Consider the following 22,401-nt stretch of genomic DNA (forward strand, 5'->3'; position numbering starts at 1 on the left):
TTTCAAAATAACGGGTCCTCCTCCCGGAGATCCCGCAGCTCCAGAACAATTTCCGGAAAGTGGTCCTCCACCTGGGCCGCGTACGCCTCAAATTCTGCCTCGGCCTCCCCGGGGCTTCTGGCCCAGAGCATCAGCCCTGCCCGGCAGTCTGCCCGGGCATAATAGGGGCGGCGCATGCTCACCACCGGTCTTCCTCTGCCATATCGGTTCATCCTTTCACCTCATTCCTCGTAAAGTTTAAAAATATCGGTTCCAAATACGCTGTTCACGTTGCGCTTCATGGCTTCCATGGCTGCCTCCGGACTGTGGGCCACGCCGCCGTCAGGAATACTACTGCATAGAGAAGCATGCTTATTGTTTAAAGCATTGTTTATAAACAGTCCGCCTGTGTGTCCGCTTTTGGCGCTGGTTTGCGTCCACACCTGTGTCCGCTCCGCTTGTTTTTCAAGCTGCGCCCACCCGGGCTCAAGTCCCTTATCAAAGGGGATCATCCGGTACCAGCCCGCCCGGTTGCCGGTGTCCTTCTCATAGGCCACCAGGCCGGCCTCAACAAGCTTGCTTCTCTGTCGCATGACTTTGCGCCGGTCGTCAAGGCCAAGGTACGCCATGACGACGGAGTTGGGTGCTTTAAAGGCGACAGGCCAGTGCCAGACGCCGGACACATCGGGCAGGGCGCTCTTGTTGTTAAAATACATGAGCAGGTGCCAGTAGGCCTGAAGCAGCCCGGGCATGGGGTGGGCCGAGAGCCAGTGGTAAAAGGCCAGAAGCTCGGTCAGGTAGTTCAATTATGCCGGCCCGGTTTTGCCCGGCGCGCGGTATCTGCATGGGTGGACAGCCACCTCACCCAGACGGGCCTTTTCGTGAAAGAGCCTTAAAAGCTCAGCCTGCCCGGTTCCGGTCACCAGCACCATGGTCTCGAGCACCGAAACGCCGCCCAGGATGCGGCGCTTCTCCTTTACCTTAAACCACCCTCTTTCCATACACCAGGCGTAAGGCGTGTTAAAGCTGCTGGGCTGGGAGCAGAGGTAGCCCCAGCGGCGCAGCAGGCGGTACAGGTTATTCCGGCCAAGGGGACAGTCGTTATCCTCGTTTAAAAAACCTGCGTTTGCCAGCATTTTGGCCGTATCGCCCATGGAGCTGGCGTTTTCGGCGCCGCCGATGGTGTCGTAAAATTCGATCTTGGGCTGGGCCTCGGTCAGCTCGTCCAGCAGGGCGCAGCTGTGGGCCTTCTCACGGCTCAGCGCCTCGAACAGCGCGTCTCTGGCCGCGTCGTCGCTCTGGGCCTGCGCCAGCACCTCAGGCTCCATATAGGCCCCGTAGCGCTGGATGGAGGGCAGCACCACCCGCTTCACAAAATCCCCCAGGCGGCGGGCGTCCTCCATCTGGCTGCCGAAGATGAGCCCGTATAGGCCTGGCTCGTTGATGATCCACATCCGCTGGCTGCGTCCCGCGCCGTCCACGACCGTCCGTTTCGTACGGTCACCGGGCGCCACGTGGCGCAGAATGGCGTGGGAGGCGTTGCGGTACTCCAGAATGTCGGCCGCGTCCTTGCCCACAAAGCCCACATCCCGCCGGGTGACGGGGTTTCCGAAAGCGTCGTGGATGGCCTCGCCCAGCTTATCATAAACCGGCCATTCAATGACCAGTGTCCGCAGGCTGGTGACGCCGTCAAATTTAAAGACGCGCTTGAGTAAATAATCCTTTTTCATCACAGTGTCTCCCATCCTCGTTTTAATTTCACATCAATGCCGAGCCGCAGCGCCTGCTTTCCCTCAAGGAGCCTTTCGATGTTGACGCCGACCAGAGCCAGCTCCTGGCTGAGCGCCCCGCGCAGCTGCGGGTCCACGGCTGTTTCCAGCAGCAGCGCCCGCTCCAGGCCCAGGTAGTCCAGAAAATAGACCTCGCGGCAGCCCTCGTCGCTGGTATCGTCGGGCACCTGAAGCCGCACAGGCTTCAACAGCTTAAAATAGCGCTTCAAAAAGCCGAAGAATTTAATCCCCAGCAGGGCCGCCAGTCCCTCACTGCTGAAAAGCGCCTGGTTCTTGTCCCTGAGCACACACTCCAGATCGCCAAGCTCTCTGTGATGCCAGATAAAAAGCCGCTGCTCCACACTGCTCTCATCCACGCTGTCAAAGTGCAGACCATCCGGAAAGTAACCCATATAGCCCCGGTAATTCATGCACAGGCCTTCATAATTCTCCAGGGTGGCGTCGAACAGGCAGCCCCCGTCCTTGCCGAGCCCCCTGTAAAAGCAGTTCGTGCACATACACTGCTCCCTGTTTACCTTTCGCACTGTTTTCTGTTTTTGGCCGCAGGAAAACAGAGCCTCCCGTGTCGATTTTTTGGAAAAACCCTTTTGTACCGATTGTTCTTTCATTTAATCAGTACCTCCTTGTTTATGATTAACGCCGCGCTTGCTACCGCCTGCGTTGGGATTATTATATTCCCGTTTTAACCTTGAAACCATCCACTCTGCGTTGGATTTGCTTTTATTGGGATCAAATTTTACCAGCATGGGTCCCCATTTTCGTCCGAGCATAGCCGCCGCAGCCGGCTGTACCAGTTTTTGACGGGCTCCGCTTCGCCTGCGCGGCGCACCTGCTCCCTTGTCCAGACCACCAGCTGTTTACGTCTTAGCAGCAGCCGGTCCTTCCGGCTGGGCTTCTCTCCCCTGCGCAGCCAAAGACGGATATCCTGGGGGATCACCCGTTCTGATAAGGGCCCGGACAGCCTGGCCTGGGCGTAACCGACTGTTTTCTGAAAGTCCCGTTTGACAGCCACAGCCTGCTCCTCGCTGAAATAAACCTCCACCTCCGGGTATTTTTTGGCAAAGCCCTCGCAGATCAGCGCTTCATAAACCGCTGACTCATACTGCCGCCGCTTTACCATGGATTCCGGCAAAATCCGGTGGCAGTACTGAGCCTTAAAGGCCTCATCCATGGCCCGCCGCTCCTGGCAGTCCGGACACAGCAGCACCGGCGCCAGAAAAATATGGATATGATCCATCAGGCTGATGAGAACGCGGATGGCAAACCCGTTTTTGTTCAGCCGCTGTCCGCATTTTTCGGTATCTCCGGTCTCTCCAGGGTTATGAGGACGTTTCCAATCCAGCCCGGACTTCTTTGCTCCCAGCACATCCGACACCCAGTCAATGGTGTTTTCGCAGAAAAAGTCTTTCAGAAGCCTGATCCTGCTGACCGCCGGCGAATACCCGAACTGCCTTTTAATATCTGTGAGCAGTGCTTTTAAAGCCCTGCTCCTGGTTTTTTTAAAGGCTGTGTCAAAATCTTCGTTCTCCTCAATCAGAACCTCCAGCTCAAACGTGCCCGGCTCTGCGCACTTCGACATAAAACCCTCCTTGCCGCTGATTTAAAGTAATAAAAAAACCGGTACGCGAAGCTTTTACGCTTCGCGTACCGGTTGATTGGGATGTGTCCCGGAAACCATGTTTTGTTGTGGGGTGGGTAGGTTTGTTTTTTTGTTAATCCTTAGATTACAATCTTATGTGCCCCTTGGTGTTTATCTTTATTACATATCATATCTGAAATTGATGTTTTTTTCAATCATTTTTCCAGTATCCAGATGGCGGCACAATTTAAGTGATCATTTTAACTTCATATCAACATAAGACGATTGTTTGATATGTTATTTAAAATATCATTTTTGAACTGTTCTTGTTGCGATTTATATTATTTTTTAGTTTTATATTGTTATTTTTTGCCGTTTATGTTATATTTATAATGTTTTATGATTACTAAAAAATCTTTCCGTTTGTTATTTAATATAACATTTTAAAAAAGGAGCAAATAAATGAAGAAATTATCCCTTTCACTGCTAGCTGAAACAGTTACCAGCAAAAGAAAAGCACTTAAAATGACGCAACAAGAGCTTGGCGATGCGACTGGTATCAACCGTGCATTGGTATCGAGATTAGAAAAGAAGGATTTTATGCCCTCTATCCCTCAGTTAGAAAACCTTGGAAATGTACTTGGATTCGAGCCCGATACATTATTTGTAAATGCTCATACCACAGCAAAAATAGAATCTTCATCTCCCATGAATATTGCAGTGGCAGGTACTGGATATGTGGGATTATCCATCGCCACGCTTCTTGCACAGCACAATCATGTGACCGCTGTGGACATTGTTCCAGAAAAAGTGGAAATGTTGAACAATAAAAAATCTCCGATCCAAGATGACTATATCGAGAAATATCTGAAAGAAAAAAAACTAGACCTGACAGCCACCTTAGATGGCGAAGAAGCTTATAAAAATGCCGATTTCGTAGTGATTGCGGCACCAACCAATTACGATAGTAAAAAAAACTACTTCGACACATCCGCTGTAGAAGCTGTTATCGAACTGGTGCTTAAAGTAAATCCAGATGCCATCATGGTAATCAAATCTACTATCCCAGTGGGCTATACAGAAGCCACCCGTAAGAAATATCATTCCGCAAACATTATCTTCAGTCCAGAATTTTTACGTGAATCTAAGGCATTATACGATAACCTCTATCCAAGTCGTATCATTGTATCGACCGATAAAAATGATGAACGATTGGTAAAAGTATCTCATACCTTTGCCGCACTCCTGCAGGAAGGTGCCCTTAGAGAAGACATTGATACACTATTTATGGGATTTACCGAAGCAGAAGCCGTAAAACTTTTTGCCAACACATACCTGGCACTTCGCGTTTCTTACTTTAACGAATTAGACAGCTATGCAGAATTGAAAGGATTAAACACTCAGGATATTATCAATGGTGTCTGTCTGGATCCGCGCATCGGAACACATTACAATAACCCATCCTTCGGATATGGCGGATACTGCCTGCCAAAGGATACCAAGCAGTTGTTGGCAAATTATGATGATGTACCTCAGAATATGATGAGCGCCATCGTAGAAAGTAACCGAACCAGAAAAGATTTTATTGCCGATCGGGTTTTACAGATGGCTGGATATTATGGGTATGCGGACGAAAATCAATATGATTCTAAAATGGAAAAAGATGTCACCGTTGGTGTATACCGGCTAACCATGAAATCTAATTCAGATAATTTCAGACAAAGCAGCATTCAAGGCGTTATGAAACGAATTAAAGCAAAAGGCGCTGCTGTCGTAATCTACGAACCAACACTTGATGATGGTACAACATTTTTTGGAAGCAAAGTTGTGAATAACCTAGAGCGATTTAAGGAAATGAGCAATAGCATTATTGCAAATCGATATGATACTTGTTTAGATGATGTAAAAGATAAAGTTTACACCAGAGATTTATTCCAGAGAGATTAAGAATTTACGAGAGTGCGAAGCTTTTTCTGTAAAAAAGGATTTATAAGGTTCTTCTATGATAAAAAAATCAAAGGAGAGCCTTTTATGATGACAAAATGGTCCTATGTCAAGATTTAGCACAAATTAAAATGAGTGATTTTGCCTGCTAAGCAGCAGACAAAGAATCAACCCTCTCATATAGTTTCTCATATTCGTCAGGAGACATATAGTCACAATGGCTATGTATCCTGACAGTGTTATAAAATGTTTCGATATACTCAAAAACAAGCGTGTATGCGTGTTTATAATCACGAATGCTAAAGCGATTGAGCCATTCTCTTTTTATTAATGAATGGAAGTATTCGATCCATGCATTATCGTATGGATAGCCTTTGTGAGAATAGCTGCGAGTCATATTTTCAGTAGCATCGCGCCAGGCGCTGGACACGTACTGGCTGCCACGATCTGAGTGAACGATCAAAGGTTGTTCTGTGTTTCGATAAGCCTTAGCCCTGTTAATTTTTTTAACAACAGATGATACCTCCTTGTGTTAGATAGTGTCCAGGCAATGATTTTTCTGGCAAATAGATCCATAACACAATTTAGATATACAAAGCCATCTTGGGTCCAGATATAAGTGATATCGGTACACCAAACGGCATTAGGACGTTCCGGATTGAATTGCTCATCAAGAATGTTGTGAAGTTCTTCGCTAAAATCGGAATCTCTGGTAGTAGTCGTCCATGGCTTAATCCACAGGGCCTTAATGCCCATTTCACGCATATATTTACCAACTGTGCGTTCAGCAATAAGTTCACCAGATTTACGGAGTTCCTTGGTGATTTTGGGAGCACCATAATTCTGTTTTGAATTATCGTAGATCTTTTGGATTTCCTTTTTAACAGCTGTTTTTCGCTGGCGGGAAGGAGAGACTTTTCGATTAAGAAAAGCTCGATAACCCGAACGAGATACGCCTAAAAATTTCAGCATTCCGGAGATGGAGACACGGCGTCCAGTAACCTTGGATGACTCCACCTTGGCAGAAACTTCACTGTAGATAGCTTCTGTTAATCTTTTCCCAGAATGCCGATGGCTTTTTTTAACACATCAAGTGCATCCTGTGTATCGCGAAGTTCACGCTTCAAACGAGCAATTTTCTTTTGCTCATCAGATTCATAGTTCCCAGAGCCTCTGACAGGGATATCACCATCGTGGTCTCTGAATTGGGCTTCCCACTTGCCTAATGTACTGACACCTATTCCTAAGTTCTTGGCACATTCGGTTTGGGTTAGATCGGGATGCTCCCTACGATAGTTGATAGCATCCAGCTTGAATTCTTTGGTGTGTTGTTTGGTTTTTCTTGGCATAATGAGTTCCTCCTATTTTGTATTATACAATATTTTAAGGGAATATCTCATTTTACTTTGTACTAATTAGATGCTAACACTAATAAGAGTAGAAAGGGGCAGACAGAAGAGTTCGTCTAGAGTTTTGGGTGGAGTGGGAGGGTTGCAATCACTATTAGTGTTTTAAATCTATAACTCCACTTCCTCCAGTCATATATATTGTATCACCAACTATCAAATCCCCTAAATCACTTACCATAAGTACTGCTTGTGCAGCTATTTCACTAGGTAATGCGTAACGTCTAGATGGTTGTAATGGATTACTAATACTATCGCCGTCATTTTTTCCCATCATAGCTGTTGCTACCGGTCCTGGTGCAATTGCATTTACTACAATACCATATGGTAATAGTGCATCAGCCATTCCTAATGTAAGGCCTCGGATTGCCCACTTAGACAATTGATATGGAGTTTGAGCAGGTCTGAGCGCAGATGATGAAGAAACATTCAAAATATGTCCCTTTATTTTATTTTTTATCATATGCTTACTTACAGCTTGACTAACAAAATACGTTCCTTTTGCATTTGTATCCATAACCGAATCATATTCTTTTTCTGTCATCTCAAAAAAAGTATTTTTCGATGTAATTCCTGCTGAATTCACAAGAATATCAATTCTGTTCTCAGCGAACAAAGCTGCAGCAAAATCAATTCTATCATTCATTAATTCTATATCATCCACTACATTCAAAACTATATATTTTACATCGCCATTAAGTTTCTTTATACAGCTTTTCAATTTTTCTTCATTTGTTCCCGCAATAATAACTTTACATCCGCTTTCCAAAAATGATTCTGCTATTGACAAGCCTATACCTCCACTGCCACCTGTAATTAATGCCACCTTACCTTCAAGTAGTTTTTGTGCATTAATAGGCTTTGGAATAGGATATAATTTCTCTTCTTCTGTCATCATTATAAATCTATAAATAATAGATTTTATTTTTTGTTTTATTCCCATATAATCACTCCCAACAAATAAATTTTAACTGTCAAATTAAAATAATATTAATTCGCTTTGTTTTTAAATTTTAGAAAGACACCCTTAACAATATCTATTAATTCTTGTTTATTCAGCATCACAATTAATAGTGTCAATAAAATACTAATTATGTACCATAAAGGTGGTTCAAGAATTGTAACGAGACACTGTACGGCAACAAAAGTATAAGAAAGTAAAATGCAACCCCATTTCATTTTTATAGGCATAAATTTTCTAGTTGATTTCACCCTCATTAACCACACTACAATATAACTGAATAGTGTAGCTATTGCAGCGCCCATAGCTCCGAGTGAAGGGATCAATGCAATATTTAAAATGATGTTTAGTACTGCACCAACAATTGTTGTAGTAAATATTTCTCTTGTTTTCATTGCAGCCCCATAAATAACTCCTAGGAATCCACCCATTGCCTGAAAAACTGCACCAAACGTAAGAATTATTGCATAAGGCCAAGCATTATAAAATTCATTAGCAAATAAAACACGCGCAATTACCCTAATTAATAAAATAACAAGAGAACACCCAATAACGTATATCGTAGAATATTTATGATACACATTTTGAAAAAAGTTACAAGATTCCTCATCATCATAGTTCTCAATAGCTGATATTTGCCACGCACTTGTAAATACGCTTGAAATAACGGATACAATAGAAGGAATTTTATACGCAACAGAATATACGCCTAGAACTGCTGTGCCACAAAAATATGATAATATATATCTATCAGAAGAATTGCTAATCCACCAACTTATTGAATTTGGTATCAGAGGAATTGAATAAAGCAAAAATCTTTTAAACAATAATGAATCAATTTTCCAAGGATAATTAAAATATTCCCATATTTTTTCCGAGAAAATAATATAAATTATTTGAACAATGTTACCAATTATCATTGCTAATAAATATCCATCAATACCCATTTTCAAATTTAGTAAGAATAGTACATTGCAGGCAATGTTAACTGCTGAACTTATGATTCCTGAAAAAACAAATCTTCGAATATGCTCTAGCCCTTTTACAAATTGCAACAAAATTGAAGATAAAGCAAAAGTAATATAGTATATAACAAAGTAAGCGTGATAATTATTTAGGTTTAGTAAATCTAAAATGCTTGAAGAAAAAGCAAGCAAAATTAATAGTCCACCCAAAAACAATGAAATAGCAATTGTGAATACTTGTGATTTATCATTTTCTTTATCTAATGTAAACCTTAGTATTCCTTCAGAAGCTGACACTGTTAATACCGGCATTAAAAGAGAAACAGTAACTGTAATTAAATCAGACGTTCCATATTCTGCAGTTGATAAACAACTTGTGTATAAAGGAACAAGGAAAAAAGTTGACAATTTCGTTGAAAAAGCACCTATTGTCATCCATATAGTATTTTTCCCTAATTTTGAATACTTACTATCTTTCACACTTTATTCTCCTTTTAAACTCTTGTACATTTTTTTAAACTTATCAGTGCCTTTATCTCCTAAAAATGATTTTGTTGACTCCTTAATATATGATGCTGCTGTTTTTCTAATATTGTAAATCAATTCAAGTGCTTTACTCTCTTCTTCTGTTTCAGTGAACACTTCAAATACAATTGGCTTCTCACTAATCTTTTCACTAACAAATACGTTCAAGTTAGATATATATTCATTTTTGTTTGAAGCACTTATATAATCAAAGCCCAAATTCAATGATAAGTCTTTTATTAAAGATTTAGACTTATTTCCAAAATGTCCTGCTGCAGCAATATAATCATCTGCATAATCACCTAGTTGTGATGCCCAATTTCCATAGTTTCTAAATTCATTTCCTTTTCCGTTATTAACAACTAAAATTCTTACATTATTCGAAATATGTCTATTACCTATTGAATTCATATCGTAAAAAAACAATAGATCCCCAAAGACTCCAAAATATAATTTATTCTTATCAAACAATGAGGCTCCAACTAAAGACGAGACTCCACCATCAATTCCAAAACCACCAGTATTACAATAACCCATTGTATTATTTGGTAACTCAAAATAATTCCATGATCTTAACGAATTTAGAATTCCAAAATGAATGACTGAATTTGTAGGTAAACTGCCAGAAGTATTTTGTGCAATCCACGCATTGGAGAACGGTAGATCAGGTACTTTTAACAATATATCATCGCATTCATTTCTCCATACGTTATAATAAGAAATATTATTACTATTAGAATTGTTTGCATTATAATTTCTAAAAAAATTTAATTCGGTAGTCTCAAATACGCATGTCAATTTTTTATAAGTATCTTTAAGTTTTCCATCCTCATGAATTCTCCACACTTGCGAAGGATATATAGATAAATATGCCCCTGACATTTCACCTATATGTATTAATAAGGGTATGTTACGACATTTTGCGGTATATCCTTTCTGCGAACACAAAATATTTGGAAGAACTCGATATTTTCCCCAGTAATTACTTGTGTGATCACATAAAACAACCCCATTATACTTTTCACAGAATATTTCTATTTCTCTGGTCAATTCATTGGATAATTTAATATGAGCACCTATAAAAATAGCCACCTTATCAGACTTAATAGAAGGAAAATCATCAATACTAGAATACTTGTTTATCATTTTATACTCAGGTAAAGATTTTACAGAAAAATCTGGAGTATATAAAGTTGTTAATTCTATGTGAACAGGACCCTTTCCATTGTGTGTAAGAGCCAATAACGCATCATTAATTTTAACGCGCGTAGCCCATCTTTGTTCCTCATTATAAATAAAAGGTATTTTCACACTATTTTTTACAACATCGTTAGGAACTACTGTTCGATCTAATACTTGAGGAATATTATGCCCTATTCTTTCAATTGGTTGTGAAGACGTAACCGCTAATATAGGTAGTCCTCTATAAAACGCTTCAGTTAATCCAGGCATATAATTTCTAGAAGCCGTCGCTCCTGTACAACTAATAACTACCGGTTCGTTTGACTCTGCTGACAATCCACATGCCATATACGCTGCAGATCTCTCATCAACACAAGAATATAACTCAAAAAAATCATCTTGTTGTACACTTGCAGCAAATGCAATATTAGTACTCCCAGGGCTTACTATTATTTTTGATATTTTATGTTTCTTTAATAAAGATATCAATATTAAAGTATTTTCTTCCAAAGAATAGTGAACATTCATTTTTTATTCCCCCTCATTATAGATATTGTTAATTTGTTTTTTTAGACAATCATAGTATTTAGTTTTAAAAATATTAGGATTGTTACAAGGTGAATTATTATTATATAATTCAGCCGCATATGAATAGGCTTCATCAAGATTTTTTGCTAATCTGATATTTTTATATCCATTTTTTATAAACCAATCAACTCCAGATGTAACTTTATGATCATTTGTTTTAAGTACAATAACTTGTGTATTAGCAATATTAGAAATAATAGTTCCATGATATCTATCTGTAATTATTACTTTATATTTTGAATAATCTATAATTGTTTTCATTAGTATTTTTTTAAAATTATCATAGAATTCATGTCTATCAATTTTAGCAATTGTTGTATCTGTAACTTTAACATTTATATTAATTTCATTAAGTTTATATATTAATTTCTCATATTCACTTGATTTATAATACTTTTCTCCATCGTTTCGTACACATAGTAAAACATCTTTTTTATCATCACATATTTTTCCAGTACCAATCAATGTAGTAACTATATCTGGATAATTTAAAAGATGAATATCTAAATGTTTCTTAACTGCATTATAAGAAATATCATCTCTTGTCATAAATATTAAATTTTCATTTGATTCAAAAGCTTGTTTTGTTTCTTCCCATTCCTTATCTGACGTTATATTCACTGTTTGTGGTAAAATAATAATTTTATTATCTTTGAAAGTTGAAACAACTAATTTATGCATTTTATGGTCTGCATGTCCTTGATGCGAACAATAACCACTTTGAATATAAATAACATCGTCCTTTTTTATGTATTTTGATAATTCTTTTATAAATTTTTTGTTTAACAGTGCACATGTATTAAATTCATTTATATGCGTATCCGGATAATTTGTCATTAACCATTTCTTTGTACAATAAGTTTGTGCCATATCCCCGATGTTGGGATGTCTAGGAATTCCAAAATAAAAAATATTATTTCCATTAGAAATTTTCTTTAATCTCACATAATTCTCTTCGATGATTTCCTTATCTAAATTATTTTCTCTATAATTTCTTAAAAATCTAATGGGAAGATATGGTATTAATAAAATGTTATACACAAATTTATTAGATTTTATTGTATTTTTTAAATCACATAATTTCATAAAATATTAACGATATTCTCACTTTACGAACATCTTTTTCCTTTCTTAAAAAATAATCAATCCATCAATATAGCAAGCATTCTAATCTTCTACTTCTTTTAGAATTTATTACATAAAAGTAAAAGGGTTAAGTCTAGGTTCATTTACAATTGAAAAATAAAAATAAACTATTAACAATATTACTCCAATAATTTTCATCAAAATGCGTGTTTGAGTAGTTGTAATTTTTCTTATCATCGTAGGAGTATAAGAAATAATCAACATTATGTAAAAACAATTAGCTCTTGCAATCACAGAAAATGTATGAGCTAATAAAGTTAAAATAATTGCAAACGAAATAATAAATAAATGAAAATCATTATTTTTTGTAGCTTCAATAAAACTGTTTGAAGAAATTTTCATTTTAATTTGTATATTATTGTTTTTGAATATCACCATTCCAATAATTAGCAATACATGTAATAAAAGAAGCAAATTATATCCGCCTCCGCTACCACCATATTTTGAACCAATATAATGAGAATACTTTCCAACGATTTCAAAAATAAATCCAACTATTTCTGCTCCAAATACAATTGCAATCATTTCAAAAACTAACAAATATAGACAATATATTTTTTTGAATTTTTTTCCAAAAACAAAGTATAGGGGAATTGCAACAATAGCAGAATAATGAAAAGACATTGCTAATAGTACAAATAATATAAATTTGAAAAATTTTCTATTTTTAATGTGCTTTATTGATAATAGTAATATAGAAACCGATATCATTTGCCTAAAAATTCCCAAACTATAAGCAAATAATTCGAAACACATATAAAATAGCAAACTAAATATCACATCATCAGATTCTTCATATATATAAATAAATACAGGTATATATATTAAGCAGGCAATTACAATCAAAAACTGAGTATCTGAAAATCTTGCAAATGCAAGCAATTTCGTTAAAATCATATACCCGATTTCGTAATCAATATTCCATGGATTAGGAGTTGTAAAAATTGCTTCGATTGGCATATTTCTATAATAATTTAATGCATATAAATAATTCTTTGTATCTACACCAATATTTGTAGATCTTAGTCCTGCAAATAAAATTAACTCTATGCAAACAATAGTCATGAAATTTTTTTTATTTTTGACTTTATTTTTTGAAAAATAGTAAACAAAACTTTCAACAATAATTAAAAATATCAAGCTAAGATACGGTGTCATATGTCTAATCCCTCATATAATCTTTCGTAATAGATTGCCATATTAGATGAAGAAAATTCTTTTGATTTAGCTAATGCATTTTTCCCCAATTGTTCTCTAAGTTCCTCATTTTTATACAGTGTTGTTAAAGCTACAAATAATGAATTCATATCACAATCTATCAGTATACCTTCCTTCATATTTACAATCATGTCTGGTACACCTCCGACATTAGTTGCAATAATTGGAATTCCACTACCCATAGCCTCTATTAATGTCATTGGTATCCCCTCATAATCAGAAGGTAGAACGAAAACATCACAATCACTATAATATGGATACACATTATCTGTCGTTCCTACAAAATTAACTTTTTTTGATAGTTTTTTGTTACTAACCATTTCTTTAATTTTATTTTCTAAATGGCCCTCACCAATCAAATATAATTCTGCATTAGGAAAATCGGCTACAAACTGTTCAAAAGTATTTATAAGTCTTTCGTGGTTTTTTTGCTCAGTAAATCTCCCGACATGTAAAATTTTAAATTCATGTTCAATCTTAAAATTCTTTTTCACTTCACATTTTACTAAATTTACTCCATTAAAAATTACTGGTACTTTGGAGTCTTTTATCCTATATAAATCAGTAATTGTTTTTTTTATTTCGGAACTTAATGCTACAGGAATAACTGAAAAATATTTATAAAAAAAGTAAGCTGAAATTTTTGCTAAAGTACCAACCTCTTTCTCAGCTACATTATGAACGGTATGTATTCTTTTCTTAATACCACAAATTACTGATGCTGGAATTGCATACTGCATTACATATCGATGTGTATGTATAACATATGGCTTTTCAGTTTTAAATACACTTACTAATTTAGAAATCATAGATATGTCTAGGCCGTTTTTCTTATTTAAATAATAAACTTTAACATTAGCGTTTTCTAGCCTATTTGTAATTGGAGAATGATAATTATATAAACTTATCACAACTACCTCGTTTCCTCTTCCTATTAACTCATAGGTAAGGTTTTCGCACATAGTTTCTGCACCTGCTAGGCCAAATTCAGGCATAATTTGAACAATTTTCACAGTGTTACCTCTCCTCTCTCATTAATAATTCATATAAATAATTCGACTATGGAGACTTCTTGGGAGCGTTCAATATACCTATAGATTCATATATATTGCATAGTCTTCAAACCATTTGTAATATTCAGAATATTATTGCATGTTTAATTATTCAACTATTTTTTGAATGGCTTTTTTAATAAAAGCTCTTAACTTGTAAAATTTGTTTGACTCATACTTTTCCCACATATCAGCATATTCACAAAAGACATCATTTGAAAATAAATCTCCTAAGACCCTAAGTTGAGCAACATGAAGATGATGATAAAACGGACTAGCAATCCTTCTTCCATCATCGTAATAAGACCAATACCCACAATCAAACTCACTTAATTTATATTCTAATGATTTTACGGTTTTATCTAATAATTTTTTATATTCCTTATCATTACTTTGAATAACGTAATCATAAAGTCCAAATATTGCAAAAATCCATCCGTTTAAAACTAAAGGTAAATGCGTATACTCTAGTAATTGAACATCTTCTTTGTCAAATAAAGTCGTCCCTCCATTATTAACAGGCTTCAACATAAATTCTATAGCCTTCTCAGCAGCTATTAAATATTTTTCATCACGAAACTGTAAATATGCTCGTAGTAATAATGAACACCCTTCTCCCTGCGCCATTGCAGAATATTTGTTATCAGGATATATGAAACCAAAATTATCCCAAGATCCATCTTGCGCTTGGTTGTCCAATGCCCATTTGGCGTGACTTCTAAACTTATCAAGCATAAGTTCATCTTTCGTCATAAGATATAAGTCATAAGAACCTAATCCATATTGAAAAATTGCAATTGGAAAAAAAACATCTTTAACACCTTCGCACGCTGTTTCAGATTTATGTGGAAATACGTTTGTTTCATTATAATGATCAGAGTCTTTAGTTACCTTCTCGGTCAAATCATTATAATATCCAGATATTTCATCTTTAGAATATGTTTTTCCGATTCCTTGATTTACATGCATAATACTTTTACCTAGTATCATATTTGTCCATTTTTTTATATCGTAAAGACTTAACCCCATACTATTTCAACTCTTTCTCTATAAACTTCAAAACATAAGCATCAGTATATTTTTCATATTCGTTTATACAATTTTTTTTTAAATTATAAATCAAATTAGGATTTTCTACGCATTTTAGCATTAAATCATATAATTGATCTGTATCGCCAAATTTAAAACCGTATCCAGTTTTTCCATCTATGACAATATCATCAAAACTTTCCCATCTAGAAGATAATACTGGCAATCCTGCTGCATATGCGTCAATTATAGTCCCGGGAATTCCTTCTGTATAAAAATGTGTTGGAAATAATAATGCAAAATAATCTTTTAATATATCTGACGTCTTATCATATGGAACTACACCTTTATAACAAATATATTTTGAAAAACTGGTCTTCATCCTTTCAAATTCTTCTATATACCTAGCATCTACAACACCATATATATCTAATATTGCAGTTCCATCTCCACACTCTTGATTTATTTTTTCCACTGCGAAAATTGCATCCTCAATTCCCTTTTCTTTTAAAACTCTAGAAAAAGTACAGAATTTATATGGTTTAACATTTTTAGTAGATAGCTTATCGACATCTACAGGATTCAGAACTTTAAAATTAGGCACAACACTTATATTCGAAAAACCTTGCGACTTAAGTGCTTTAGCCATAGATTCGGTTTCTACCCATATTCCATTAAATCTAGTTAATCTTTTTGCTAATCTTTTGTTTCGGGAAGTTTCTGATGGAAGCCATCCTCCAATAACGGAATAAAACAACTTCTTATTTCTAAACAAAAGTAGTAATGAAGAAAAAACCTTGACCCCGTTATGAGCAGGTAACATAATAAATTTATCCACTTGTTTGGATGTCTTAAAAATTCTATTTAAAAGCAACAAGGGATTTCGTTTCCAATGCATCGTGTCAATACAGATAACATTTTCTTCACCATAGTTTTCACTCAACAATTTTCCTAAGGCTCTACTTTTATTCTCTTGTCCACCATTATAATGTGAATTAAACGCAAAGAAACCAATGATACATACTTTTTTATTCATAGCTAGTCTCCTATGATTTTTAATAATTGTTCATAATAATATTTTTCGTTAAAAGCTGCAGCTCTATTTCTTGCTTTTCTTGATAATTCATTCGCAACTTTTTCTTCGCTAAAAAATCTTTCAATATTGGATTTTATATTTTTAACAAGATTACTATCCCTCTCTAAAAGAATACAATTTCCATTACCAACATATTCAGGTATTCCGCCAGAAATAGTTGTAATTAGCGGTCTTCCACAATCCATTGCTTCCACCATAGTCATACCTGCTGGCTCATTCCAAATTGATGGCAAAACAACTACATCTGCAATATTATAGTAATTTGGCATATCTGCATTATCAACATATCCTGTAAACATGATTTTATCTCGGATAGGTTTACACATTTCTTGAAGTTTTTGCTCGTATGGTCCTATAATTTTTGATTTGTAAAAATTTGATCCTACTATTAATAAAATATAATCAATACCCTCTAATTGAGTTACTGCACTAATAACTTCTTCAACACCTTTATCAGCACATACACGGCCGGCAAATAGTATAATTTTCTTTTCTTTTGTAATATTTAGTTTGATTCTTATTTTTTCCTTTTCACTAATGCTTAAAGGTTTAAAGAGTTCGTCGTTGATACAATTATACATAACTGTATAGTTATCTTTAGTTGTATTCAATCTATTGTCTTTCTGCATTTCTTCAGCGACATACTCACTAACGCATATAATTTTTTTACAATTTTCTACTATTTTTTCATTGCCGTAGTATTTTCTAGGTACGCTATGCATGTGCAAATAGTATTTACCCTCATATTTTTTCTTATTACCAAAATATTTTATTGCGGTTAACACTAGAAGCGAATTTTCAAATATTACTTCATCATACTCTTCTTTTCTTAGCTCATTACCTACAAAAAAAGAAAACCAAATTACTCTAAACAAAAAACTCAGAGAATGTAATCTATTTATTCTAAAAATATTTTTTGCTACCCAATATAAAAATCTATCCATTATAGACACAAAATTAGGAACTTTAGCCCAAATATATGATGTAGATGGATATTTTTTTGAAATGTTAATAGCATCTTCATCATGATAAGAAATGCAAGTTAAATCAATATTTTTTTCTTTCTCTTGTTGATGAATTAACTCTTCAATAAGTGTAGGAACAGCACCTCCTTTAACTGCTGGAGTTGGTAATTTACTAGATCCTACAATTAACACCTTTCTTTTCATGACTTTTCCTCCGTTTATTTCACAACATTCTCATAATTTCTTTTCTTAAGCACACCATAAAACATATTCCAGCATGTGTACCAAGCAGCTACAATTGCAGGCTTCTCATCACACATATGGAATAGGTCATAATGGCTCTTGAATTTTCTTCTAAACTTATCATGACTAATGCTTACTTTTCTAACTCTATACAACGCTAAATCTTCTTTTAATAAGTAAGCACAACAGCCAGGTTTCTTATATAACTGCAATCTGATTGCATAATCGTTATTTTTCTTAATATCTTTAATTTGGATAAGTCCGAATTCTTTAGCACTGTACATCATTGTCAATTGACCGATATAGTCATAGTTATACATTTTTCTTTTATTAACTTTATCTGGTCCACTAACGTAAATTCCTAACTTCTTAGAATCCTCATCAATTTTTTCATATTCCGTGAAAGATAATTTATAACCATTATCATTCATGAATTTAATTTGATGCTCCAATTTTTCCGGCATCCATAAATCATCAGAATCAAGGAATGCAATCCACTCACCTTGAGCTTCTCTCATAGCTCTATTTCGTGTAAGTGCAGCACCGCTATTCTTTTCATTTTTAAAATACTTTATTCTTTCATCTTTATAACTAGCCACTACTTCATCAGTTTTATTAGTGGAACAGTCATCAACAATCAGTAATTCCCAATTTGTATAAGTTTGAGCTAGCACTGAGTCGATTGTTTCTTTGATGAATCTATCTGTGTTCCATGATGGCATAATTATTGAAACTAATCCGTCGATCATATTACTCATTCTCCTTATACTCTTTCCCGCAAACAGCAAAGAAAGTCATAAACATTAATTTAATATCATTCCAGAAGCTGAACTCTTTTATACCTTTCAAGTTCCACTTCATTTTTATAGGTAGTATCTTTTCAGCATACTCCTTATCTACATCTTCTACTCCGCTTAATAGCTCATCTTCATCCTTGAAGTAGATGCATGTTAGGTTTGTAATTCCAGCTGGTAATAGAAATGTCGCTAACCATTCATTTTTATACTTATCAACGTACTTCTTAACTTCAGGTCTTACTCCAACAAAAGTCATATCACCTTTAAATACGTCAATGAGCTGAGCAATCTCATCAAGTCTACATTTACGTACTAATTTTCCGACCCTTGTGATACGTGCATCATTTCCGACAGTTACTAAAGAACCTTTCTTATCTGCTCCATCACACATGGATCTAAATTTATGGATTTTGAACTTTCTACCATATTGTGTATATCGTTCTTGACGGTAAAATACTGATCCTCTACTATCCAACTTAATAGCTGTAGAGAGCAAAATGATAACCGGGGACAATAACACAAGCAACACAAAAGATACCACAATATCATATACTCGTTTCAAGAAAAGCGAACCTTTCTTTTTCGCTAAGATATCATAATACTCTCTTACTTCCGGCAGTTGTATCTCCACTGGCAAATCTTCCCATTTCTTCATTAAACATATTCTCCAACAACTTCTTTAAACTTCTCAACCACATACTCCACATCTTCATCACTTAACTTTGTATGAAGTGGAAGTGTAATCTCGTTTTCGTACAATTTATAAGCATTGGGGAAATTTTTAATATTCCATCCCATTGCCTTATAAGCAGTCATCATAGGAAGTGGTTTATAGTGAACGTTACAAGCAACACCAGCCTCAGCCATTTTAATGATTATTTCTCTACGTTCCTTGTCCCCTAATCCTGATAATCTAACCAAATACAAATGTCCGGAAGAAGTATGTTCTTCTGTGTAATGAGTAAGATGGCTCATTCCAAGTTCGTCACAAGCTTTATCATATTTCATAATAATTTCTTTTCTTCTTTCAAGCAACCCTGGGTATCTATCAAGCTGTCTAAGACCAATAGCTGCCATAATATCTGTCATATTGCACTTGTACCATGGACCAACTATGTCGTATTCCCAAGCCCCAAGCTGTGTTTTAGCAAGCGCATCCTTGCTCTGGCCATGAAGTGAGTATAGCTGAAACTGTTTATAAATTTCCTCATTATCAATTCCTTCAACATCTCTCCAAGTAGCAGCTCCGCCTTCAGCAGTAGTAAAATTCTTAACAGCATGAAAAGAAAAACTTGTAAAATCAGCAATTGAACCTGTCATTTTCCCATTTATGCTTGCTCCAAGAGCATGCGCACAGTCAGAAACAATAGCTACTCGGCCAAGAGCTTGTTGTATACGACTTCCCAGGTCATCTCCCTCTTTTGCTTTAAACAATCCTTTTTTACTTTCCACAGCATCGAAAATCTTATCATAATCACAAATAATACCGGCAAGATCAACAGGGCATATAGCCTTTGTTTTCTCTGTAATAGCATCTGACATCTTGTTACAATCTATCTCAACAGATTCTTCCCGTGAATCAACAAGCACAACAGTTGCACCTACATGAATCGCTGCGGAGGCTGTTGCTGTATAAGTATAAGCTGGAACAATAACTTCATCCCCAGGTCCAATACCAAGGATTCGAAGATTAAGCTCCTCAGCTGCAGTTGCGGAATTTAAGCATACAACTTTACTTGTTCCGCAATATTCAGCCAATCTTCTTTCCAACTCTTTTGTTCTGGGTCCTGTTGTAATCCATCCGGATTTGAGGGCTTCAACAACCTCATTGGCTTCTAGTGAAGATATGTCCGGAGGTGAAAAACCAATATTCCTAAATGTTAACGTTCCATTTACATTTTTACTTTCCATTACTAAAACTCCTTGCTTTTGCAACTTGCTATTTTTGTCTACAGTTTTCTTATCCTAGTTATCTTAAGATAATTCTATTCTATCCAAGAAACTCTAATATACTAAAAAGCAAATCTGCCTCTTGTTATCTTTTTCAATTTCAATTAAAATATATTTACATACAACAAGTAGCCCATGGTAACCCGAAGATTATCAAAAGGCTACCTGTTTCATTTCATGTCTTTTCAGTTTTGGGTTTAGTAAAGACAATCCAGCTTACCACCGAAATAGCAGTATCTTTACTTCCCTTCTTAGAAAAATCGTAATCTATAAAAACAGGAAAGCCCGTAAAACCGCTTATTTCCGGTATTCTTGCTAGTTGTCCCTATTATACAATCTTTCCTAGACTTTGCTGAGAAACGGTTTTATATCAGTTCCTTTGAACATGATGTTGCTCTCCATATATGTTTTGTACTCTGTCATACTGCTCATCGTCTCCTTTCGGAGGCATCCTCTTTTATAGAGTTCGTCCTTCTCAGAAGATCTGATAAGCACACCAATGGAATGATGTGCTTATCAGGCATTCTGAGAATATTTTCGGGTCAGTATTTCGACCACTGATAGCGCAGTATATTGTGAATCTTAGTAATTTGCAGCAGATTTCCATCCAGAATACACTTACAGTTAATTTGCTTTTCCTCTACTGACTGTTTAATTATCAAATGCTATATACAGTGACCGCAATCACTTTCAATCGCACTATATAGTGTTTGTAATTAAGTTGCAAATATTAAAAAGCTGTTTATGAATTCCCACGCATTTTTGTTTAAAAAAGATCGATCCTTTAGAATCGGCTTTGATGGCAATGACAAGGATGCCGTAAACGGGTGAAAGAATGACCAGTCCAACTGTGGATAATGAAAATCTCAGTATACACTTGATATATTTTTGATAGATCATCTTACACTCCTATTTCAAAGCTGTAAACAGATTGTTTCTCCTTCTGATTTAAACTGTTCTTAAAATTCCATGCGGTCTCAATGATCTTTTCAACTTCTGGATATCTGGGTTCCCAGCCAAGCTCTTGTTTTGTTTTCTCACTGCTGGCAATAGAGATTGCGATATCGCCCGGGCGCCGCTCTGTTATAATGGCTGGCACGGGATGGCCGGTGACTTTCTTGGCGGCTTCGATCATTTCCATGACGGTGAAACCCTGGCCGTTGCCAAGGTTGTAGATGGCGCTTTCATTTTTAAAAAGCTTGTTTAATCCTAAAATATGGGCGTCGACCAGATCGACTACGTGGATAAAATCTCTGACGCCGGTGCCGTCTTTGGTGGCATAGTCATCGCCAAAGACTTGGATGCTTTCCCGTTCGCCTGCGGCGACTTCTAATATAATCGGGATCAATGCAGTGTTATGCTTGACGGCCTGACCGATGGGGTATTTTTCATGGGCACCGGAGACATTGAAGTAACGGAACACGCAGTAGTTTAGCCCATAGGACTTGTGGCAGTCTTCTAGAATCTGCTCCACAAAGGCTTTGGTTCGCCCATAAGGGCTGATGGGTGCTACCGGAATGTCCTCGGTCACAGGCACGGCTTCGGTATTGCCATAGACGGCGGCGGTAGATGAAAAGATGATATTTTTCACGTTGTTCTTCAGCATGGACTGTAGTAATGCAACAGTACCATAAACATTATTGTCATAATATTTAAGTGGATCGATCTCGCTCTCTGCCACGACGATGTCTGCGGCGAACTGCATGACGGCGTCGATCTTTTCCAATTGAAAAATGGCGTCCATAAGTTTGTGATTTCTTATATCGCCTTTTACAAACCGGGCTCTTTCATCAATGGCCCAGCGGTGGCCGGTGGATAGATTGTCGACCACGACCACTTCATAGCCTTGGTCTATGAGCTGGACGACGGCATGGCTGCCGATGTAGCCGGCACCGCCACAAACTAAAATTTTCATTTCCTAATTCCTTTTGCGTTTTATATTAAAACTCATCTAAATTTAACATCTAAAAAAATCAGAGCCCTCAC

22 protein-coding genes are annotated in these 22,401 nt (G+C 36.6%); 1 reads left to right on the plus strand and 21 read right to left on the minus strand.

Annotated features, from left to right (window positions below; genetic code table 11):
- Nucleotides 1-2: 2 nt before the first annotated feature.
- The 5 genes from DW091_RS12575 to DW091_RS12595 all read right to left on the minus strand — a co-directional run bounded on the left by DW091_RS12575 (nucleotide 3) and on the right by DW091_RS12595 (nucleotide 3,348).
- A complete protein-coding gene (locus DW091_RS12575; RefSeq protein WP_058694223.1) occupies nucleotides 3-212 on the minus strand; it encodes a hypothetical protein in 210 nt (69 codons plus the stop codon).
- 9 nt (nucleotides 213-221) lie between these two features.
- Nucleotides 222-785 (minus strand): restriction endonuclease subunit S, encoded by a 564-nt coding sequence (locus DW091_RS12580; RefSeq protein ID WP_118518293.1) that lies wholly within the window; start codon nucleotides 783-785, stop codon nucleotides 222-224.
- Nucleotides 786-1,709, minus strand: coding sequence for a phage antirepressor KilAC domain-containing protein (locus DW091_RS12585; protein ID WP_158577891.1), 924 nt, complete (start codon nucleotides 1,707-1,709; stop codon nucleotides 786-788).
- Nucleotides 1,709-2,377 carry a hypothetical protein gene (locus DW091_RS12590; RefSeq protein ID WP_118518295.1) on the minus strand — a complete coding sequence of 223 codons (669 nt, stop codon included), beginning with the start codon at nucleotides 2,375-2,377 and terminating at the stop codon, nucleotides 1,709-1,711. Before DW091_RS12590 ends, DW091_RS12585 begins: the two co-directional genes overlap by 1 nt.
- Before the next feature lie 128 nt (nucleotides 2,378-2,505).
- The gene (locus DW091_RS12595) at nucleotides 2,506-3,348 is read right to left on the minus strand and encodes a hypothetical protein (RefSeq protein ID WP_118518296.1); all 843 of its coding nucleotides are present in this window, start codon (nucleotides 3,346-3,348) and stop codon (nucleotides 2,506-2,508) included.
- A gap of 462 nt (nucleotides 3,349-3,810) precedes the next feature.
- On the opposite strand from DW091_RS12595, the gene DW091_RS12600 reads away from it, so the two are divergent.
- Nucleotides 3,811-5,295, plus strand: coding sequence for a nucleotide sugar dehydrogenase (locus DW091_RS12600; protein ID WP_118518297.1), 1,485 nt, complete (start codon nucleotides 3,811-3,813; stop codon nucleotides 5,293-5,295).
- A 456-nt stretch (nucleotides 5,296-5,751) separates the two neighbouring features.
- Here the strand turns inward: DW091_RS12600 and DW091_RS20585 are convergent, their stop codons facing one another.
- From DW091_RS20585 to galE, 16 genes are all read right to left on the minus strand, one after another.
- Nucleotides 5,752-6,264 (minus strand): IS3 family transposase, encoded by a 513-nt coding sequence (locus tag DW091_RS20585; RefSeq protein WP_224168797.1) that lies wholly within the window; start codon nucleotides 6,262-6,264, stop codon nucleotides 5,752-5,754.
- 77 nt (nucleotides 6,265-6,341) lie between these two features.
- A complete protein-coding gene (locus tag DW091_RS12610) occupies nucleotides 6,342-6,641 on the minus strand; it encodes a transposase (protein ID WP_118518298.1) in 300 nt (99 codons plus the stop codon).
- 154 nt (nucleotides 6,642-6,795) lie between these two features.
- Nucleotides 6,796-7,641 carry an SDR family oxidoreductase gene (locus DW091_RS12615; protein WP_118518299.1) on the minus strand — a complete coding sequence of 282 codons (846 nt, stop codon included), beginning with the start codon at nucleotides 7,639-7,641 and terminating at the stop codon, nucleotides 6,796-6,798.
- 47 nt (nucleotides 7,642-7,688) lie between these two features.
- Nucleotides 7,689-9,104 (minus strand): polysaccharide biosynthesis C-terminal domain-containing protein, encoded by a 1,416-nt coding sequence (locus DW091_RS12620; RefSeq protein ID WP_118518300.1) that lies wholly within the window; start codon nucleotides 9,102-9,104, stop codon nucleotides 7,689-7,691.
- A 3-nt stretch (nucleotides 9,105-9,107) separates the two neighbouring features.
- On the minus strand, nucleotides 9,108-10,859 hold the full coding sequence (locus DW091_RS12625) for a thiamine pyrophosphate-binding protein (protein ID WP_118518301.1): 1,752 nt from the start codon (nucleotides 10,857-10,859) through the stop codon (nucleotides 9,108-9,110).
- Between the two features lie 3 nt (nucleotides 10,860-10,862).
- Nucleotides 10,863-12,005, minus strand: a complete 1,143-nt coding sequence (locus DW091_RS12630) for a polysaccharide pyruvyl transferase family protein (protein ID WP_118518302.1) — start codon at nucleotides 12,003-12,005, stop codon at nucleotides 10,863-10,865.
- Nucleotides 12,006-12,113: 108 nt separating this feature from the next.
- Nucleotides 12,114-13,223: an EpsG family protein gene (locus DW091_RS12635; RefSeq protein ID WP_118518303.1), complete on the minus strand. Its 1,110-nt coding sequence runs from the start codon at nucleotides 13,221-13,223 to the stop codon at nucleotides 12,114-12,116.
- On the minus strand, nucleotides 13,220-14,296 hold the full coding sequence (locus DW091_RS12640) for a glycosyltransferase family 4 protein (RefSeq protein ID WP_118518304.1): 1,077 nt from the start codon (nucleotides 14,294-14,296) through the stop codon (nucleotides 13,220-13,222). The genes DW091_RS12635 and DW091_RS12640 overlap by 4 nt, the downstream gene beginning before the upstream one ends.
- 147 nt (nucleotides 14,297-14,443) lie before the next feature.
- Nucleotides 14,444-15,364, minus strand: coding sequence for a D-glucuronyl C5-epimerase family protein (locus DW091_RS12645; protein WP_118518305.1), 921 nt, complete (start codon nucleotides 15,362-15,364; stop codon nucleotides 14,444-14,446).
- A gap of 1 nt (nucleotide 15,365) precedes the next feature.
- Nucleotides 15,366-16,400 carry a glycosyltransferase gene (locus DW091_RS12650; RefSeq protein ID WP_118518306.1) on the minus strand — a complete coding sequence of 345 codons (1,035 nt, stop codon included), beginning with the start codon at nucleotides 16,398-16,400 and terminating at the stop codon, nucleotides 15,366-15,368.
- 2 nt (nucleotides 16,401-16,402) lie between these two features.
- Nucleotides 16,403-17,629 (minus strand): glycosyltransferase family 4 protein, encoded by a 1,227-nt coding sequence (locus DW091_RS12655; protein WP_118518307.1) that lies wholly within the window; start codon nucleotides 17,627-17,629, stop codon nucleotides 16,403-16,405.
- Nucleotides 17,630-17,643: 14 nt separating this feature from the next.
- Complete coding sequence (locus DW091_RS12660) at nucleotides 17,644-18,417, minus strand: glycosyltransferase family 2 protein (RefSeq protein WP_118518308.1); 774 nt, start codon at nucleotides 18,415-18,417, stop codon at nucleotides 17,644-17,646.
- 1 nt (nucleotide 18,418) lies between these two features.
- On the minus strand, nucleotides 18,419-19,120 hold the full coding sequence (locus DW091_RS12665) for a sugar transferase (RefSeq protein WP_118518309.1): 702 nt from the start codon (nucleotides 19,118-19,120) through the stop codon (nucleotides 18,419-18,421).
- Nucleotides 19,120-20,376, minus strand: coding sequence for a DegT/DnrJ/EryC1/StrS family aminotransferase (locus DW091_RS12670; protein WP_118518310.1), 1,257 nt, complete (start codon nucleotides 20,374-20,376; stop codon nucleotides 19,120-19,122). The genes DW091_RS12665 and DW091_RS12670 overlap by 1 nt, the downstream gene beginning before the upstream one ends.
- A gap of 738 nt (nucleotides 20,377-21,114) precedes the next feature.
- Entirely contained in the window at nucleotides 21,115-21,315 is a 201-nt protein-coding gene (locus tag DW091_RS12675) for a sugar transferase (protein ID WP_224168798.1), read from the minus strand.
- Between the two features lies 1 nt (nucleotide 21,316).
- Complete coding sequence (gene galE / locus DW091_RS12680) at nucleotides 21,317-22,330, minus strand: UDP-glucose 4-epimerase GalE (protein ID WP_118518311.1); 1,014 nt, start codon at nucleotides 22,328-22,330, stop codon at nucleotides 21,317-21,319.
- Between the last annotated feature and the right edge of the window lie 71 nt (nucleotides 22,331-22,401).

The sequence above is a fragment of the Eubacterium sp. AM05-23 genome (assembly GCF_003477535.1).
GTDB lineage: Bacteria > Bacillota > Clostridia > Eubacteriales > Eubacteriaceae > Eubacterium > Eubacterium maltosivorans.

Coding starts and splice junctions, on each gene's coding strand:
- DW091_RS12575 (WP_058694223.1), bottom strand. CDS start 212: ATGAACCGATATGGCAGAGGAAGACCGGTGGTGAGCATGCGCCGCCCC.
- DW091_RS12585 (WP_158577891.1), bottom strand. CDS start 1,709: ATGAAAAAGGATTATTTACTCAAGCGCGTCTTTAAATTTGACGGCGTC.
- DW091_RS12590 (WP_118518295.1), bottom strand. CDS start 2,377: ATGAAAGAACAATCGGTACAAAAGGGTTTTTCCAAAAAATCGACACGG.
- DW091_RS12595 (WP_118518296.1), bottom strand. CDS start 3,348: ATGTCGAAGTGCGCAGAGCCGGGCACGTTTGAGCTGGAGGTTCTGATT.
- DW091_RS12600 (WP_118518297.1), top strand. CDS start 3,811: ATGAAGAAATTATCCCTTTCACTGCTAGCTGAAACAGTTACCAGCAAA.
- DW091_RS20585 (WP_224168797.1), bottom strand. CDS start 6,264: ATGCTGAAATTTTTAGGCGTATCTCGTTCGGGTTATCGAGCTTTTCTT.
- DW091_RS12610 (WP_118518298.1), bottom strand. CDS start 6,641: ATGCCAAGAAAAACCAAACAACACACCAAAGAATTCAAGCTGGATGCT.
- DW091_RS12615 (WP_118518299.1), bottom strand. CDS start 7,641: ATGGGAATAAAACAAAAAATAAAATCTATTATTTATAGATTTATAATG.
- DW091_RS12625 (WP_118518301.1), bottom strand. CDS start 10,859: ATGAATGTTCACTATTCTTTGGAAGAAAATACTTTAATATTGATATCT.
- DW091_RS12630 (WP_118518302.1), bottom strand. CDS start 12,005: ATGAAATTATGTGATTTAAAAAATACAATAAAATCTAATAAATTTGTG.
- DW091_RS12635 (WP_118518303.1), bottom strand. CDS start 13,223: ATGACACCGTATCTTAGCTTGATATTTTTAATTATTGTTGAAAGTTTT.
- DW091_RS12645 (WP_118518305.1), bottom strand. CDS start 15,364: ATGGGGTTAAGTCTTTACGATATAAAAAAATGGACAAATATGATACTA.
- DW091_RS12650 (WP_118518306.1), bottom strand. CDS start 16,400: ATGAATAAAAAAGTATGTATCATTGGTTTCTTTGCGTTTAATTCACAT.
- DW091_RS12655 (WP_118518307.1), bottom strand. CDS start 17,629: ATGAAAAGAAAGGTGTTAATTGTAGGATCTAGTAAATTACCAACTCCA.
- DW091_RS12660 (WP_118518308.1), bottom strand. CDS start 18,417: ATGATCGACGGATTAGTTTCAATAATTATGCCATCATGGAACACAGAT.
- DW091_RS12665 (WP_118518309.1), bottom strand. CDS start 19,120: ATGAAGAAATGGGAAGATTTGCCAGTGGAGATACAACTGCCGGAAGTA.
- DW091_RS12670 (WP_118518310.1), bottom strand. CDS start 20,376: ATGGAAAGTAAAAATGTAAATGGAACGTTAACATTTAGGAATATTGGT.
- DW091_RS12675 (WP_224168798.1), bottom strand. CDS start 21,315: ATGATCTATCAAAAATATATCAAGTGTATACTGAGATTTTCATTATCC.
- galE (WP_118518311.1), bottom strand. CDS start 22,330: ATGAAAATTTTAGTTTGTGGCGGTGCCGGCTACATCGGCAGCCATGCC.